This window comes from Microbulbifer agarilyticus, from assembly GCF_020171345.1.
Classification (GTDB): Bacteria; Pseudomonadota; Gammaproteobacteria; order Pseudomonadales; family Cellvibrionaceae; genus Microbulbifer; species Microbulbifer agarilyticus_D.
This window is the reverse complement of record NZ_JAIUZM010000003.1, coordinates 363,548-378,503: the sequence shown is the minus strand read 5'-3', so window position 1 is coordinate 378,503 and position 14,956 is coordinate 363,548. Positions and strand designations below refer to the sequence as shown.

General features: G+C 50.6%; 11 protein-coding genes. 5 read left to right on the top strand and 6 right to left on the bottom strand.

The window, feature by feature from the left end:
- Nucleotides 1-4: 4 nt before the first annotated feature.
- Genes LCM31_RS12065 through LCM31_RS12045 form a run of 5 tightly spaced genes read left to right on the top strand, consistent with a single transcriptional unit; the run spans nucleotide 5 to nucleotide 6,248 of the window.
- A complete protein-coding gene (locus LCM31_RS12065; protein ID WP_224870418.1) occupies nucleotides 5-970 on the top strand; it encodes a DUF58 domain-containing protein in 966 nt (321 codons plus the stop codon).
- Entirely contained in the window at nucleotides 967-1,584 is a 618-nt protein-coding gene (locus tag LCM31_RS12060) for a DUF4381 domain-containing protein (protein ID WP_224870416.1), read from the top strand. The genes LCM31_RS12065 and LCM31_RS12060 overlap by 4 nt, the downstream gene beginning before the upstream one ends.
- Nucleotides 1,577-2,641, top strand: coding sequence for a vWA domain-containing protein (locus LCM31_RS12055; RefSeq protein WP_224870414.1), 1,065 nt, complete (start codon nucleotides 1,577-1,579; stop codon nucleotides 2,639-2,641). Before LCM31_RS12060 ends, LCM31_RS12055 begins: the two co-directional genes overlap by 8 nt.
- 2 nt (nucleotides 2,642-2,643) lie before the next feature.
- Nucleotides 2,644-4,524 (top strand): VWA domain-containing protein, encoded by a 1,881-nt coding sequence (locus LCM31_RS12050; RefSeq protein WP_224870674.1) that lies wholly within the window; start codon nucleotides 2,644-2,646, stop codon nucleotides 4,522-4,524.
- Between the two features lie 38 nt (nucleotides 4,525-4,562).
- Nucleotides 4,563-6,248 (top strand): BatD family protein, encoded by a 1,686-nt coding sequence (locus tag LCM31_RS12045; protein ID WP_224870412.1) that lies wholly within the window; start codon nucleotides 4,563-4,565, stop codon nucleotides 6,246-6,248.
- On the opposite strand, the gene LCM31_RS12040 is transcribed toward LCM31_RS12045, so the two are convergent.
- The 6 genes from LCM31_RS12040 to rfbA all read right to left on the bottom strand — a co-directional run bounded on the left by LCM31_RS12040 (nucleotide 6,245) and on the right by rfbA (nucleotide 14,424).
- Nucleotides 6,245-6,613 (bottom strand): glycosyltransferase family 4 protein, encoded by a 369-nt coding sequence (locus tag LCM31_RS12040; RefSeq protein ID WP_224870672.1) that lies wholly within the window; start codon nucleotides 6,611-6,613, stop codon nucleotides 6,245-6,247. The genes LCM31_RS12045 and LCM31_RS12040 overlap by 4 nt on opposite strands.
- Before the next feature lie 167 nt (nucleotides 6,614-6,780).
- Nucleotides 6,781-7,656 carry a hypothetical protein gene (locus tag LCM31_RS12035; protein ID WP_224870410.1) on the bottom strand — a complete coding sequence of 292 codons (876 nt, stop codon included), beginning with the start codon at nucleotides 7,654-7,656 and terminating at the stop codon, nucleotides 6,781-6,783.
- 186 nt (nucleotides 7,657-7,842) lie between these two features.
- Nucleotides 7,843-10,818, bottom strand: a complete 2,976-nt coding sequence (locus LCM31_RS12030; RefSeq protein WP_224870408.1) for a rhamnan synthesis F family protein — start codon at nucleotides 10,816-10,818, stop codon at nucleotides 7,843-7,845.
- Nucleotides 10,815-11,729: an NAD-dependent epimerase/dehydratase family protein gene (locus LCM31_RS12025; protein WP_224870406.1), complete on the bottom strand. Its 915-nt coding sequence runs from the start codon at nucleotides 11,727-11,729 to the stop codon at nucleotides 10,815-10,817. Before LCM31_RS12025 ends, LCM31_RS12030 begins: the two co-directional genes overlap by 4 nt.
- 196 nt (nucleotides 11,730-11,925) lie before the next feature.
- Nucleotides 11,926-13,047 carry a dTDP-glucose 4,6-dehydratase gene (gene rfbB / locus LCM31_RS12020; RefSeq protein WP_318247448.1) on the bottom strand — a complete coding sequence of 374 codons (1,122 nt, stop codon included), beginning with the start codon at nucleotides 13,045-13,047 and terminating at the stop codon, nucleotides 11,926-11,928.
- 474 nt (nucleotides 13,048-13,521) lie between these two features.
- Nucleotides 13,522-14,424: a glucose-1-phosphate thymidylyltransferase RfbA gene (gene rfbA / locus LCM31_RS12015; RefSeq protein ID WP_224870404.1), complete on the bottom strand. Its 903-nt coding sequence runs from the start codon at nucleotides 14,422-14,424 to the stop codon at nucleotides 13,522-13,524.
- Between the last annotated feature and the right edge of the window lie 532 nt (nucleotides 14,425-14,956).

Below are 14,956 nucleotides of genomic sequence, written 5' to 3'. Positions count from 1 at the left end.
GATCGTGGTCGAATCACTCAACCACCGCGAACTGGAACTTTCCGGGGCCTACCCGGAAGTCGCGCCATTGGTACGCCTGCGCCATATCGCCCGCCAGTTACACCTGTTCAAGCCCCGGGTTAACCGCAGCGATCAGTCCGGCAATCTGCTTACCCGCTATCGCGGGCGGGGCATGAACTTTGAAGAGGTGCGCTACTACCAGCCGGGCGACGACGTTCGCTCCATTGATTGGCGGGTAACTGCACGCACTGGCGAGACGCACACCAAGCTCTTTCAGGAAGAGCGCGAGCGCCCGGTAGTGATTCTGTTGGATCTGCGCTCACCCATGTTTTTTGGCAGCCAGAACGCCTTTAAATCCGTAGCCGCCTGCAGTATTGCCTCCGCCCTGTGCTGGGCCGGACTGCAGCATGGCGACCGCATCGGCGCCCTGATATTTTCCGATCAGGGCGTCAATACCGTGCGCCCGCGCCGCAGTCACCACGCGGTGCTCGCCGCCATTCACGGAATGGTGGATTCCGCCACCAGCCTCGACAGCCCCATCGCCACGAATGGCAGCCAGCCCCTCAGCACCTTATTGGAAGAAGCCCGCCGGATCGCGCGCCCCGGTAGTGCCGTGTTCTTGATCAGCGATTGTCACGACCTCGATGCGAGCTGTGAGCAGTCCCTCTACCTGCTTACGCGCCACGCAGACCTCCAGATACTGCGCGTCAGTGATCCTCTGGAACAACAACTTCCTGATCAGGCCGTGACCATCAGCGACGGTCGCCAGCGCACCTTTCTCGGAAAAGGCAAGCAGGCTTTAAAACAGCAGTTTGCGCGCCATCAACAGCAGATTCGTGAAAACGCTGCGCAGCTTTGCCGCCGGCTACACCTGCCGCTGTTGGATTTCGACAACACCCAGCCGGTGGTGCCGAAGTTACTCAGTACCTATGGCGACCGCCAGCCCGCGCCGGGCAGGAGGCACGCATGACATTCTTGAGCGCCAGTGCAAAACAAGCGACGCCGCCGCCCCCGGCTATCGATCAACCGCCAAACCAGCCACCGGTCATGACACCGGAGATGCAACAACTGCTCGGCCAACTGAAAGATATTCACGAGCCAACTCCTATCGGATGGTGGCCGCTGGCACCGGGCTGGTGGATGCTTGCTGGCGCCCTCATCGCCCTGCTATTTGGCGCCATTTGGCTGTTTTCCTACCTCCGTCGTAAACGTCAGGAAAAACAGTATCGCGTAGATGGCGAGCGCCTATTGAAGGAACTGGATCTCGATCAGCCGCGCGCCGTCGAGTCGATTAACTTACTGCTGAAACGGGTGGCAGTCGTTACCTTTGGTCGCGCCTTGTCCGGGCCGCTCACCGGCGAACACTGGATCGAATTCCTCGAATCCACCGCAGCGACACCAATGCCAGAAACCGCGCGTCGCGCATTACTGGAAAGCCTGTATAGCGCGAAAGACGCATCTAATGACGACCTGGAAGAATTACGCGGCTACGCAATTCAGTGGGTCAGGAAACATCAGCGTGCAGAGTCGACCCCTGGGATAGCGCCAATTCAACAAGGCACAGCGGGAGCGAACAATGTTTGAGTTTGCACTCCCCTGGGTTTTCCTGCTGCTACCGCTACCGCTGCTTGCGCGCAAGCTACTACCCAAAAGCGAACCGCTCAGTAGCGCACTGAAGGTACCCTACTACGAACAGCTACCACGAAAGAGCGGCGGCTCCGCGGGCAACCGCTGGAACTTATTGATGCTTTGGTTGCTGTGGTTACTGCTGCTCGCAGCAGCAGCCCGGCCCCAGTGGTTTGGCGAACCCATCACCCAAACTACCAGCGCGCGCGACCTGCTAATCGCCGTGGACATTTCCGGAAGCATGGAAACCCCGGACATGATCCTTAACGGTAACCCCGCAATGCGTATCAGCGCGGTAAAAAACGTGGTGGGTGACTTCGTATTGCGAAGGAAAGGAGATCGCCTGGGACTGGTGCTCTTCGGGACCCGCGCCTACCTGCAGGCGCCCCTCACCTTTGACCGTCAAACCGTAGACACCCTGCTGAACGAGGCCCAAATTGGTTTTGCTGGTCAGGGCACTGCAATTGGCGATGCCATCGGCCTCTCCGTAAAACGCCTCACCCAGCGACCCGCAGATCAGCGGGTATTGATCCTTTTAACCGATGGCGCAAACACCGCGGGCAAAGTTGCCCCACTAAAAGCGGCAGAACTCGCGAAACAGGCAGGTGTCAAGGTATACACCATTGGTGTCGGCGCGGAAGAAATGGTGCAACCCGGTCTTCTCGGCTCACGCTTTGGTGCCCGCAGGGTAAATCCATCGCGGGACCTCGATAGTGAAACCTTGCAGGCGATCGCCGACAAAACCGGAGGCCAATACTTCCGCGCACATAATCCGCAGGAGCTCGTGCAAATCTATGAAGAACTGGATCGACTCGAGCCAGTGGAACAGGAAGCGGAAACCTATCGCCCGCTGAAATCTCTTTACGTGTGGCCACTGAGCCTCGCCCTTCTCCTCGCGCTTATCTGGTCCGGCCTGCCATTTATTGGCAACTGGCTCGCGGAGCTACAGGCGCGCAGTCGCAATGGCCAGGGAGCGGGCAGCAACGTTCACGATCTTGGGAGGCATACGCAGTGAATATGCTCGGTAGCTTCCTCGCAGACATCGATCAATTTCATTTTATCCGCGCAAATCTGCTGTGGCTGATTATTCCCGCGGCACTGATTTGCTGGGGGTTAGCCCGTACAGTTTTCGCCAGTGGCAAACTGCAGAAGATTATCGACCCCAACCTGCTTCCCCACCTGCTTTTACGCGGTGGCGAAAAGCGGCCCTGGCTGTTCACCCTGATATTCACGTTACTGACCTGTGCGATTATCGCACTCGCCGGTCCTTCCTGGCGCAAACTGCCTACTCCGGTATTCAGCAATCAGGATGCTGTCGTCATTCTGTTGGACCTATCCCCGTCCATGATGGCCACCGACCTCTCGCCAAACCGCCTGACGCGCGCGCGCCTCAAGATTCTCGACATTCTCAACCAGCGTAAAGATGGGTTAACCGCGCTGGTCGCCTACGCCGGCGAGGCACATATAGTGACGCCGCTCACCGACGACACTGCGACCATTGCCAATCTGGTACCGTCCCTGTCACCCAGGATCATGCCAGTGCCAGGCAGCAATATTGAAATGGCCGTGGAGCTGGGATTGAGACTGCTGAAGGATGGCGCCGGAGGCCAGGGTCGACTCCTCGCAGTGACCGACGGCATTGATAAAGCCGCCATTTCTACGGTGAAAAACGCGGTAACCAGCAGCAATGCCTCGCTGTCAATCCTCGCCGTCGGCAGTGGCGAAGGCAGCCCTATCCCAAAATCCACCGGCAGTGGATTTGTGACCGATGACAGCGGCTCAATCATTATTGCCAATTTCGACCGTTCCGAACTCCAGCGACTGGCGCAGAGCACCGGCGGTGAATTTGCGCAGATTACCGTCGACGATCGTGATATCGCGCGCGTGCTGCCAGAAAACGAGACACCCCAGCAGGCTGAACTTACCGAGCGAGAGTTCGACCAGTGGAATGAAGAAGGCCCATGGCTGGTATTACTGCTACTGCCCTTTGCCCTGCTCTTATTCCGCAAAGGGACGCTAGCCAGCCTCTTGCCGCTGGGCCTTCCATTTGTACTGGCAGTTAACAGTCCAGAAGCCAGCGCACAGACCAGCGGCCTGTGGCAGACGCCCAACCAACAGGGGCAAGAGCTACTCAAGGAAGGAGATCCGAAAGCCGCAGCAGAGAAATTTGAAAATCCACAATGGCGCGGCACTGCCGAATACCGCGCCCGTGAATTCGATGCTGCTGCCAAGAGCTTTTCGCAAAGTAATGATCCGCAAGCCCTCTACAACCTTGGCAATAGCCTCACCCAGCAAGGTCGCTTTGACGAGGCCATTTCAGCATTTGACCGCGCACTGGAACAGAACCCGGAGTTTGCCGACGCGAACCACAATCGGGATATCGCGAAAAAACTGAAAGAATTGCAGGAAAAGCAGCAACAAAACCAGCAATCGCAACAAGGCGATCAGCAACAGCAGCAAAATCAGCAGCAAGATCAACAACAGAACCAGCAGCAATCTCAGTCCGAACAGGACCAGCAGCAAAGCGACTCAGACCAATCCTCGCAGGATCAGCAGTACCAGGATCAGCAGCAGGCCGGCGAACAGGATCAGCAACAGGATAGCGAGCAAGAAGAGCAAGATTCGTCAGAGCAGGAACAGCAGGCAGAGAACCAGCAACAAGACCAGCAAGGTAACGAAAGCGAGCAGGAACAACAGGCCAACGCACAACCTCAAGAAAGCGACAGCCCGCTTGATCCTGAAACCCAGCAGGCACTGGACCAATGGCTGCGCCAGATACCCGACGATCCCGCTGGCCTAATGCGCGAAAAATTCAAATACGAAAGCCTACAGCGCCGCCGCGCCTATCGCGCCGGTGAGTGGGAGCCCCCGGAAAACGGAGCCACCCAGAGATGGTAACCTTTTTTAAGGCGATATCTAGCAAGATGATCGGCGATATGTCTGTGATCAAAAGCTTAAAGGTGCGGCTAGCGCAGGGCCTGACTGCCCTACTTCTGCTCACCATAGCCTGCGTGGCTAGTGCTCAGGATCTAACAGCCTCTGTTGACCGCAACGAGCTCGCCATCAATGAAACCTTCACCCTCACCCTGCGCTACAGCGGCAAACAAAGCGGTGGCCAGCCAGACTTCAACCTACTGGAACAGGACTTCGAAGTCCTCTCGCGCCAGCAATCCAACCAATACCGGGTAATCAATGGCCGCGCGGAAAGCTTCGTCGAATGGACCGTAATCCTCGCCCCGCTCAAAGAAGGCAAGCTGTTTGTCCCATCCTTGCACCTGCACGGCGAGGTGTCCGATGCCATCCCCATTACCGTAAATCAGGCAGGACAAGCCCCGGCCGGCCAAAATCGCAAAGCTTTCCTGGAAGTGGAAACGGATAAAGAAAAAATCTTTGTTCAGGAACAACTACTGGTGAAGGTCCGCCTATACACCACCGTAGGCCTCCACGATATCGCCACCGACCCGTTACAGATCCCCGGCGCCCACGTTGAAAAGGTTGACGAACGGCGATTTGAACGCAGAATCGATGGCGTCGGCCATGCCGTATACGAACTCACCTACGCCGTATTCCCGGAGAGCTCCGGCGAGCTGCAAATACCGTCACTGAACTACGTCGCAGTGACAGGCAGAAGAGACCCCTTCTCTCTCTTTAACCGCAATGCACAGCGCATACGCCTACGCTCTGAAGCGAAAACTATACCGGTTGAGCCGAAACCCGATAGCTACAGTGGCAGCCATTGGCTTCCTGCAGCGAGCTTGGGACTGGTACAGAGTTGGTCTAAGGATCCAGAACAATTCAAGGTTGGAGAGCCGATTACTCGCATCATCACACTGCGCGCGGAAGGGCTGCGTGCTGCACAACTGCCTCCTCTACCAGAATTGAACATTGATGGACTTAAGACCTATCCGGATCAGCCCCAACAAGAAGACCAGCCTGGGCCCAGCGGTGTCGATGGGAGCCGCATCGAAACAACAGCCATCGTAGCGACCAAACCAGGCAGTTACCAGCTACCGGCAGTGACGATTACGTGGTGGGATACGAAAACCGGTAGGCAGCGTGCGACGCAGCTACCGGCATTCAGATTCATTGTTTCCGGTGCATCAATTGCAACTCCTACAGAAGGCGGAAAATTTGATCAGTCCATATCTCCGACACCCACAACTTCAACAGTGAAACCGGGTTTCTGGCAAAAGCTGGCCATTGTTGCGATTGCATTGCACTTCCTATGGATTTTGTATTTTTTCTATCTGAGGAAAAACCGCCTCACTTCAGTAACCACCCGCAAGAGAAAGAAACCGATCAACCCCGTAGGCGCGGAAAAGCTGAAGAGCCTTGCAAAAGACGCAAGTCCTCAAGAAATTCAGGCTGGACTGCGAGAATGGCTTCACAGTCGCTGGCCGAATTTGGGAGCTCTCGGCCTCGAGGCCGCGACAAAGCAACTCGGCATTTCGGAATTATCTCAGATTGTTGAGATATTGAATGACACAACCTACAAAGCACCGCCGAAGCCCATTAATCGGCCACAGCTACAAATCCTTGTGGAGCGACTTATACGGCAAGAGGACCATGTAGATGTAAAAACGAAAGAGCTGCCAGACCTCTTTACCGGAGGTACCGCTTAACTTATAGGTGAAACGTTAGGTAGAAGAGACTTCATCAGTGAGCTTGTTTGTTCGGCCGCATTATCCCAGCTAAACTGCTTAGCCCAAGCAAACGCTCGGAGCTGAAGCCGCTCCACCAGTTCAAGATCTTCGGTGAGCCGCATGAGAGCGTCAGCCATGTCTTCAATGCTTTCCGGGTCTACCAGCACCCCCGCATTGCCAGCAACTTCCTCCATTGCACCACGATTAGAAGTTAACACTGGCGTCCCCTGACTAAATGCTTCCACGATCGGGAGGCCAAAGCCTTCATACAGTGACGGCATAAGTAATGCTCGGGCATTTTGATATAAAGCGGGCAACTCAGCGTCATCTACGTATCCGAGTATCTCAACCTACCCTCTCAGGTTATTCTGGGGCACCAGCCTCTCCAGCCTAGGCGACACCAATTTTTACCACCTCAGAGCTTCAACGCAAAAGCGGTCATGTTCACCACGAAGTTTTGTGAGCAGGCTAACAAATGGCACGCTTATTCAGTGTGGGCACAAGAAGCCCTTCAGAAAATAGTACATTGATTTTGGTAGATTTCATCACATGCTGCAATCTCTAAGGCATGCCTCTTAAGTAACATATTCTTCACTTCGCCAGGTAAGGCAGCCCTTAATCCGCGATCATTTGCAACTTTGCTTGTTAAAAGCTCATTTAGGTGCAAACCGAGCTCAGCTCCATAGACCTCGTTTATCATCCTTATGGCAGTAAGCGCCTGAAGGGATAATGCTGGGTTTACGATTTCTTGCTTTGGGCTTTCACCACGCAACGGAAGTGGTGCGCCAATTACTTTATACGCACTTTCTTCTAAACCATTTACGCTGCACTTTTCGGACTCGTACGAAAAAAGAAAGCATTCGCCCACTGCTTTTTTTGTATGCAGCATGTTTCGCCAAGTTGGAAGGTTCATTTCTTTAGAAAAATCTATAAGGCTTCTCGCCTCCCCATGCCGCCTTACAACTTGCGACCAATGAGAAGGGTAATAAGTATCCGGCTGCCTATAGTATGAAAAGACTACAAGCTTAACACCTAATGACGAACTAATTTCGGAAAACATATCCCATATTAATGGGTTCATCACTCCGAGAGACTCATCGGAAACAAAAACTTTATGTGAATCTAGTGAAATTAGGCTTTTGAATAACTCAATAATTTCCCCTCTTACAGAATAAAGATCTCCATTATTAAGCCTGCGAAATACGTGGCAAAACAACTGGCCATTTATATCTACATTTGACTCTGGAATGAATTTTCTATTTTGCAGGTCAACACCCGGATAAATCACCCCTGCTTTGTTCAGATTTTTCGAGTCACTCCTAAAAACTTTTTGCAAATAGCTACTCCCAGTTTTAGGAGATCCGGCATGTATAATGAGTTCCTTCATGTATCGCCTGTAAAAATTAATTTAGTTTTTCATAGAAAGAGAGTTACAAAAAATCACCCAGCTGACAGCCTGCGAGACGCCCTGAAAAACATACACCGACGACTGAATACCTAAGATGCCGCTTCAATCTCAGAGCACCGTCATAGCGGTGAAATCCGCTCCAAAATCTCCTCGCGGAGTTTTCCATTACCAATCTGTACCTCGAGCATAAACAGTGGTGTATTTGAAGTTCTGGGAACGCGCCACATGCGGCAACAACCTTTCTACTGCATGGAGATGACTACCATCGTATGGCAGCGGCTCGTCAGGCGTAAAATCTTCCCAACGAAGCTCCCACAATGGTTTTAGAGCTTCCGGCCTCGCCCAAAACATGGTACCCAATGGAAAGATAAATACGTTTTCCGGCGGTTCAATTCCAGCTGCCTCACAAAGCTCCCGAGCATATTCGTCATTGCGGCCAATATCGACTGCATGCATATCTTCAGCAAACACCAAACCAACACCCGACTGATTAAAGCAGGAGAGGATTTCCGTAGCAGCTTCCTTCGAGCCGATCAAATTCCGAAGTAAATAATTGCGCCAACGATCACCCACTTTATCGCTAGTCGACAGGGACTTTTTTGAATGGAAATGCCCTACCACATCATATCCGCCAAGATACAATTCATCAGAAAGCTCTGAAAAAAATGGGGTCACATCTCTGCCCACATTCTCGACCAACCTAAGAACTACAAGCCCCGCACCACAATTAGAAAAGGTACGCTGAATAAAGTTCTCCTCTATTTTATCTGTGTATGTAACATAAAGATGATAACCGTCAGGCAGACAACTGAAGTACTCGCTGAACTGCGCGGCCAAATCTGGGTAAAAAAGATGCAGATGCACAGCGATTTTCTTAACCTCAGGCACACCTCCGACACCCGAAATTAGGACCACGCTGTGAGTACCGACATTGTTGGAATGAACCGAATGGTCATACAAAGGAACCCCAGAAACACTAGCATGCTTCTGCGACAACCATTCAAGAGTATTAAAACCAGGGCAAGGGTTACCCAGTTTCAGGCCATTCTGAGAAGTTTTTACATAGTAATACAGCGGGTCGACCACTCGCTCGGGCGCCTTGAAAAATGACGCGTCAAACAGTCCCCTTTCAGCAATTGCTTGGGTCACCTCCTTGGCCTCTGAGACACTTCGCTTGGCATTAGCGACTAGCTCAAGCAGCCGATTACAGTACCCGTCAAAAGACAAGCTGTCGGCCGCCAATTTTCGGTTTCTCCCAGTCTTCCGGCTTGCATCAGGACGAATAAAAATATCAACAATCGCCTCAGCCGCCCTCTTAACGTCCAAATACCTCACCACGTAACTATCTGCGTGATGCTCAACTAGAAATTCCGCACATCCCGTTGCATTTTCAAAACAAACAATTGGCAAGTCTGCTTGCAAGGCATCCAGAACGACATTAGGGAAAGGATCAAGCCTAGAACTCAAGAAAAATGCATCCGCCAGCTCAAGCACATTATCCAAATTTCTTTGGTGTCCAAGAAAAACGACTTTGTCACTTAACCCATTTACTTCAATCTGCTTTTTAATCCAAACTGAAACCTGCAGGTCAGCTTCTGGCTTATAACCATCCCCAACCCAAACAAACCGATAGTCCCCGCCGTAAACTTCATCTAACATGGCAGCCGTATGCACAAATAGGTCTACCCCTTTCCTACTTTGAACAAAACCAGCCCCAACAACGACACGAGTCTTATCAGTACATTGGAGTTTCAACTTTAACTCATTTACGGAAAGAGCATCACCATGCCCTTCCGGCAGCACAGGGAGCACACCCTGCGGCTGGATTACGACATTATTCGGCTCCTGATCAAACCCATTCAGCAATGCCAAATCTCTTTTCGCCGATTGATAAAGCAGACGAGAAGGAAAAACAACTGAATCTGCGAAAGCAATACTACGTCCAATTTTCCCCGCAGGCTTCGTATACTCAGAAAACTCATGGATTAGAGAAACAGTCGGAACACCTAACTCACTAGCAGCCTTCAATACCGAAAATGTCTCAACGGAATTACATATCAAAGAATCAATTTTAAAACCATTAAAGAACCGCCCCAACATCTGCCGGACCGCTTCTTCAGGTAGCAGATCCAAGCTACTCATCATTTTGGAGCAGCTCTCTACAAAACTTCCATGAATTTCCGCTTCTCGAATCACAATACTAAAAATATTGAAATTTCTACTGAATACCTGTGCCAAATTAAGAGAAACAAGTGGCGCGCCTGTTGCGGAGGACTCATGCGTAGCAATCGCTATATTTGGCTTACGCGGATCATAGGGGACCTGCCCAGCATTAGAAAATGACGAAAAGTCATCAGGCAAGCTTCCGATTCGACCCTCTTGCGCACCATGTAGCACATAATGCAACAAAGGATTGATACCCGCAGCCCGAATATCTGGATAGCATTCAAGGTAAAATTCAGAGTCAAATCCCGAAAACTCTATCCGGCAATCACGCCAATTTCTAACAATCTCTTTTAACAGATCAGAGCCAGGCGAGTCTAAACCAGACACTCGCAGGGTGCTCAGATCAATATTCAATTCTGACAGAGCCTCATACTCCGCTACTTGGTTATCGGACAAACCCACAAGATCGCGCTTAGAGTCAGCCCCACCTTCAGGGGTGAAATCAATAGGCTCACTCGGCGGTTTCGGCGCGCCTTCTAGCTGCGCAAACTTCCCCATCATGGATACCAACAAATCCGACTGCAACTCAAGCATCTCATGAATTGTTTCAATGCGATGGATTACTTTTTTTGATTCAAGAGTGACACGAACTGCATGTTCACCGCTGCGAATAATAATATTTCGACCAGCATCAGAAATCTCCGAAATCCCGGAAACACATGCCACAAAACCCGACACTGACGGAAACCGCCCTCTGAATACACGCTCAACATCAGCCCGAGGAAAGGTAATTGACTGACTCTGGTAGTTCACATCCCCATCAGAAAACTCCAGGTGGATATCACCTATATGAGCCACACCTGGAAAACTAATCCAACCCGCAATAACTGAAAAGTTTTCAGAAAACCAAACATAATCCACACATGCCCTGTCACGGCGGAATCGAGGAAAATTAAGATTATTGAGAACACTCATTTCCGGCACGGCACCTTATATCTCTCTAAAAAATCCTCGATATAGTCAAAGACAGAAATATTACTAGACAGCGCACCAATCTCTTTAACCTTTGAAATATCGATACTACTATTAACAACATCAAAACCTTTGTGCTCCAGCTCTTTCAAAACCGGGATACTTTCCACAACTTTAGAGCAAGCAAACTCTACGACTTCAGACAACCTTATCGAGACACCTGACCCGACGTTGTAACACCCATCGTTATTTTGAGCAATGAGATTATAGATAGTTTCAGCCATATCCCCTGCGTGAATAAAATCCCTAGCCGGATCAACATCTTTGTAGACCGACACCGATTCTTTATTGAGAATTCGATGCAAAAAAACATCAATGAAACCATGGTTCGTCATCCTTGTATTACCAAACGGGTTTGACACCCGCACACAAAGATATTTGACCCCTTTTCTTCTACACAAATTTTCATACCACATTTCTTCGAGGACTTTCGCTCGCCCATACCACGATATCGGGTTCAAACAGTCCTCCTCAGAATGAGGAATGCCCGATATAGACTCACCATACACAGTCCCAGCTGAAGATATATGTACGATGTACTTTATTCCCGATGCTTTATACGCTTCGGAAAAATACTGCTGAGCATCCCAATAATCGCTCAACGCACCGGCAGGGTTAGACTCAAAATCAAGAGGTTTCAGCCGGCCAGATGCATTGATGACGATATCTGAGCTAGAAAGCACTCTAGCGAGCGCTTGGGCATCTCCATCCGCAAGCTGAACCAGGTTTCCGCCCTGCTTACTGGTGGACACACCGACCCACGGCACCCCATTACGAGAGAGAGCCTCACATATTGCAGACCCCAAAAAGCCGCCCGCCCCAAGCACACACACCGGCCTATTTTTTGTAATCATGAATCTAATAAATCTCGCAACACGTAAAGCATATATCAGCCACCCTCACCAGCCACCATGGCACCATTTCTAAAAATAGCCCCCCCATTACTACCCGCCCTCACTGCACTATTGAAGCACGACCCGCGCCACATCCCCCATCTCGCGCCCAAAGTAAATGCAGGTGAGCAAAATCAGGTAACAGGCCCGAGCACTCTCAGGATGCTTCCACCCCACTATCAACCTCATAACCATCCGCTTCACCAACCCTCTCAAGGCAGTATTTTCCAGTGAGCACATTTTCCCACCAACCCCGATTATCCAAATACCACTTGACCGTTTTTCGCATTCCGGAATCAAACGTTTCCTCTGGGCTCCAACCGAGCTCACGCTCAATCTTTGAAGCGTCAATGGCGTAACGAACGTCATGACCAGGACGATCCTTCACAAATGTAATCAAGTCCTCGAATCTATGGATCCCAGCTGGCTTTTCTGGCGCCAACTCCTCAAGCAACTCACAAACTTTTTTTACTACATCAAGATTTTTCTTTTCATTGTGACCGCCAATATTGTACGTTTCCCCATTCACCCCTTCAGTAGCGACCAAATAAAGTGCTCGCGCATGATCCTCCACAAACAACCAGTCCCGCACTTGCGAGCCATCCCCATACACAGGTAATGGCTTACCCGCCAATGCATTTAGAATAACGTGCGGAATTAGCTTCTCCGGAAAATGAAAAGGGCCATAATTATTAGAGCAATTGGTAACAACAACTGGGAGCCCGTATGTTCTCCCCCACGCACGAACTAGGTGATCAGAAGCCGCCTTACTTGCCGAATAGGGAGAGCTCGGCGCATAAGGAGTCTGCTCGGTAAATAAATCTTCCGTTCCTTCAAGGTCGCCATACACCTCGTCAGTAGAAACGTGATGGAACCGGAACTCCGACCGTTCAGCGTCATCAAGCGTCATCCAGTATTTTCTGGCAGCCTCGAGAAGAGAAAACGTTCCTGTTATATTGGTTCTGATAAATTCAGACGGCCCATCAATTGAACGATCAACATGCGACTCCGCCGCCAAGTGCATTACCGCGGCCGGCTTGTATCTCTCGAACAAGTCGGACAGCGTCTTTTTGTCACAAATATCGACCTGTTCAAAAAAGTAGTTTTTGTTATTGGCTACATCATTGAGCGACTCAAGATTACCCGCGTAAGTCAGCTTGTCGATATTAACAACAACATTATTAGTATCACCGATGATATGGCGAACTACAGCACTGCCAATAAACCCCGCCCCTCCAGTCACAAATATTGTTTTCACTTTTACCCCCAATTTTTTCAACTAAATACTTTTCTGATCCATAGACTGACTCAGCTTTAAGGTACACTTCCATCAGACTACAAGTACGGTCGCTGCTCCAGCATATTCAAGCGACGCTGCCCCAACCATGCCGATACATTGTGGGCAGCTGCGATAGCCGCCAAAGGCATGCCTGTCACTGACCAAATGTGCTGCATAGCAGGTCGACAACGAATTCTGGGTCACCAACAGCTAATCGCCCTCGATTAGCCGGACTAACGATTCAAGCCAAGCAAAGTCCAGACTAGGCCAAACCCGATCTCTCCACTCGAAATCAGGCTTTAGGTATTTGCAACTACATATATCTGGACAGCAAAATTCGAGAAAGTGCACCAAAACAACAAGCACTTTGCGCTACATAATTTTTAGGCTCGTAAGGGACGATACAGCGACACTCACTCCGCCGGTCTAGTCACGTACTAGATGGCTGCCAATCCTAAATGACAGCCACATTTTCTACCTAGCAAAGGTGTGGTCGCCATTGCACTCTGCCAATACCTGAACCAAGTAATCTCCATACCCACTCTTCATCAGGGGCCGGGCTTGAATTTCCAGCTGTTCGGCACTAATAAAGCCTTTACGAAAGGCTACCTCTTCCGGACAGGCCACCTTCAAGCCCTGGCGACGCTCAATGGTTTGCACGAAGTGCGCGGCTTCCAGCAAGTTGTCATGTGTGCCGGTATCGAGCCAAGCGGAGCCCCGCCCCATCAACTCAACATTTAAGAGGCCCTGCTCCAGGTAAATTCGATTAAGATCAGTGATTTCTAATTCGCCACGATGGCTGGGAGTGACCTCTTTCGCCAGTTCACACACCTGGCTATCGTAAAAATATAGGCCGGTGACTGCGTAATTGGACTTGGGTAGATCAGGCTTTTCCTCAATGCTGATCACCTTGCCAGCGGGGTCAAACTCGGCTACGCCGTATGCGCGCGGGTCCGCCACATGGTATCCAAATACCGTAGCACCATCTTGACGGGCATCTGCACTTCGTAGCACTTCACTGAAACGCTCAGCATAGAAAATGTTATCACCTAGCACCAGCGCACTAGGGTTATTACCCACATGCTCGCGACCGATGATGAAGGCTTGAGCCAAACCATCCGGGGAAGGCTGCACAGCATAACTCAGATTAATACCCCACTGAGCGCCATCACCCAACAAGTTTTGAAACAGCGATTGTTCTTGGGGAGTCGTGATAACCAAGATGTCGCGAATACCGGCCAGCATCAGTGTGGTCAGAGGGTAATAGATCATTGGCTTATCATAAACCGGCATCAATTGCTTGCTGACCCCTTTCGTAAGAGGGTACAAACGTGTTCCCGACCCCCCAGCTAGAATAATTCCTTTTCGATTCCTCATAATTCCCCCCCCCAATTTTTGTGAATCCGTAGACCTACGTCCATGTGAAATACAGAACGCACGCCAAAGTTAAGATTATACAAGACCATCTTGCCGAATAGCTCCGAAACAAAGGCACTCAAACAGCAAACAAATTGACCAATAAACACACCAGACAGAGCTCGATGCCCGACACAGTTCCACGCCTTCAGAGCAATTGGCGCATATTACTACATGCCCAATTCAAATTGTAACTACGCCCCCTCCAACCCCCCGAACCCCCGAACCCCCGAACCCGGAAGATCCCTATATTTTCGCTTACCGAGGTTACCAACAAAGCGTTACTATTCACATGACGCTGCTGACTCATACAGTATGCAACTGCACAGCTATTGACTCACCACCTAGCCACCCGTAATAGAAGTTAACCAAACGCGACACCTGCTCTGTTTCAACACGACAAAGGGACTACATCTTTACACCACTTAACTCAGCAATCACTTTTAGATCAATCTCACTTGCTAGAATTACAGCACTGATTGAAGCAAGCGTC

Excerpts from the sequence above, each read along its gene's own strand:
- LCM31_RS12060 (WP_224870416.1), top strand. The coding sequence starts at position 967 with ATGACATTCTTGAGCGCCAGTGCAAAACAAGCGACGCCGCCGCCCCCG.
- LCM31_RS12055 (WP_224870414.1), top strand. The coding sequence starts at position 1,577 with ATGTTTGAGTTTGCACTCCCCTGGGTTTTCCTGCTGCTACCGCTACCG.
- LCM31_RS12050 (WP_224870674.1), top strand. The coding sequence starts at position 2,644 with ATGCTCGGTAGCTTCCTCGCAGACATCGATCAATTTCATTTTATCCGC.
- LCM31_RS12045 (WP_224870412.1), top strand. The coding sequence starts at position 4,563 with ATGTCTGTGATCAAAAGCTTAAAGGTGCGGCTAGCGCAGGGCCTGACT.
- LCM31_RS12035 (WP_224870410.1), bottom strand. The coding sequence starts at position 7,656 with ATGAAGGAACTCATTATACATGCCGGATCTCCTAAAACTGGGAGTAGC.
- LCM31_RS12030 (WP_224870408.1), bottom strand. The coding sequence starts at position 10,818 with ATGAGTGTTCTCAATAATCTTAATTTTCCTCGATTCCGCCGTGACAGG.
- LCM31_RS12025 (WP_224870406.1), bottom strand. The coding sequence starts at position 11,729 with ATGATTACAAAAAATAGGCCGGTGTGTGTGCTTGGGGCGGGCGGCTTT.
- rfbA (WP_224870404.1), bottom strand. The coding sequence starts at position 14,424 with ATGAGGAATCGAAAAGGAATTATTCTAGCTGGGGGGTCGGGAACACGT.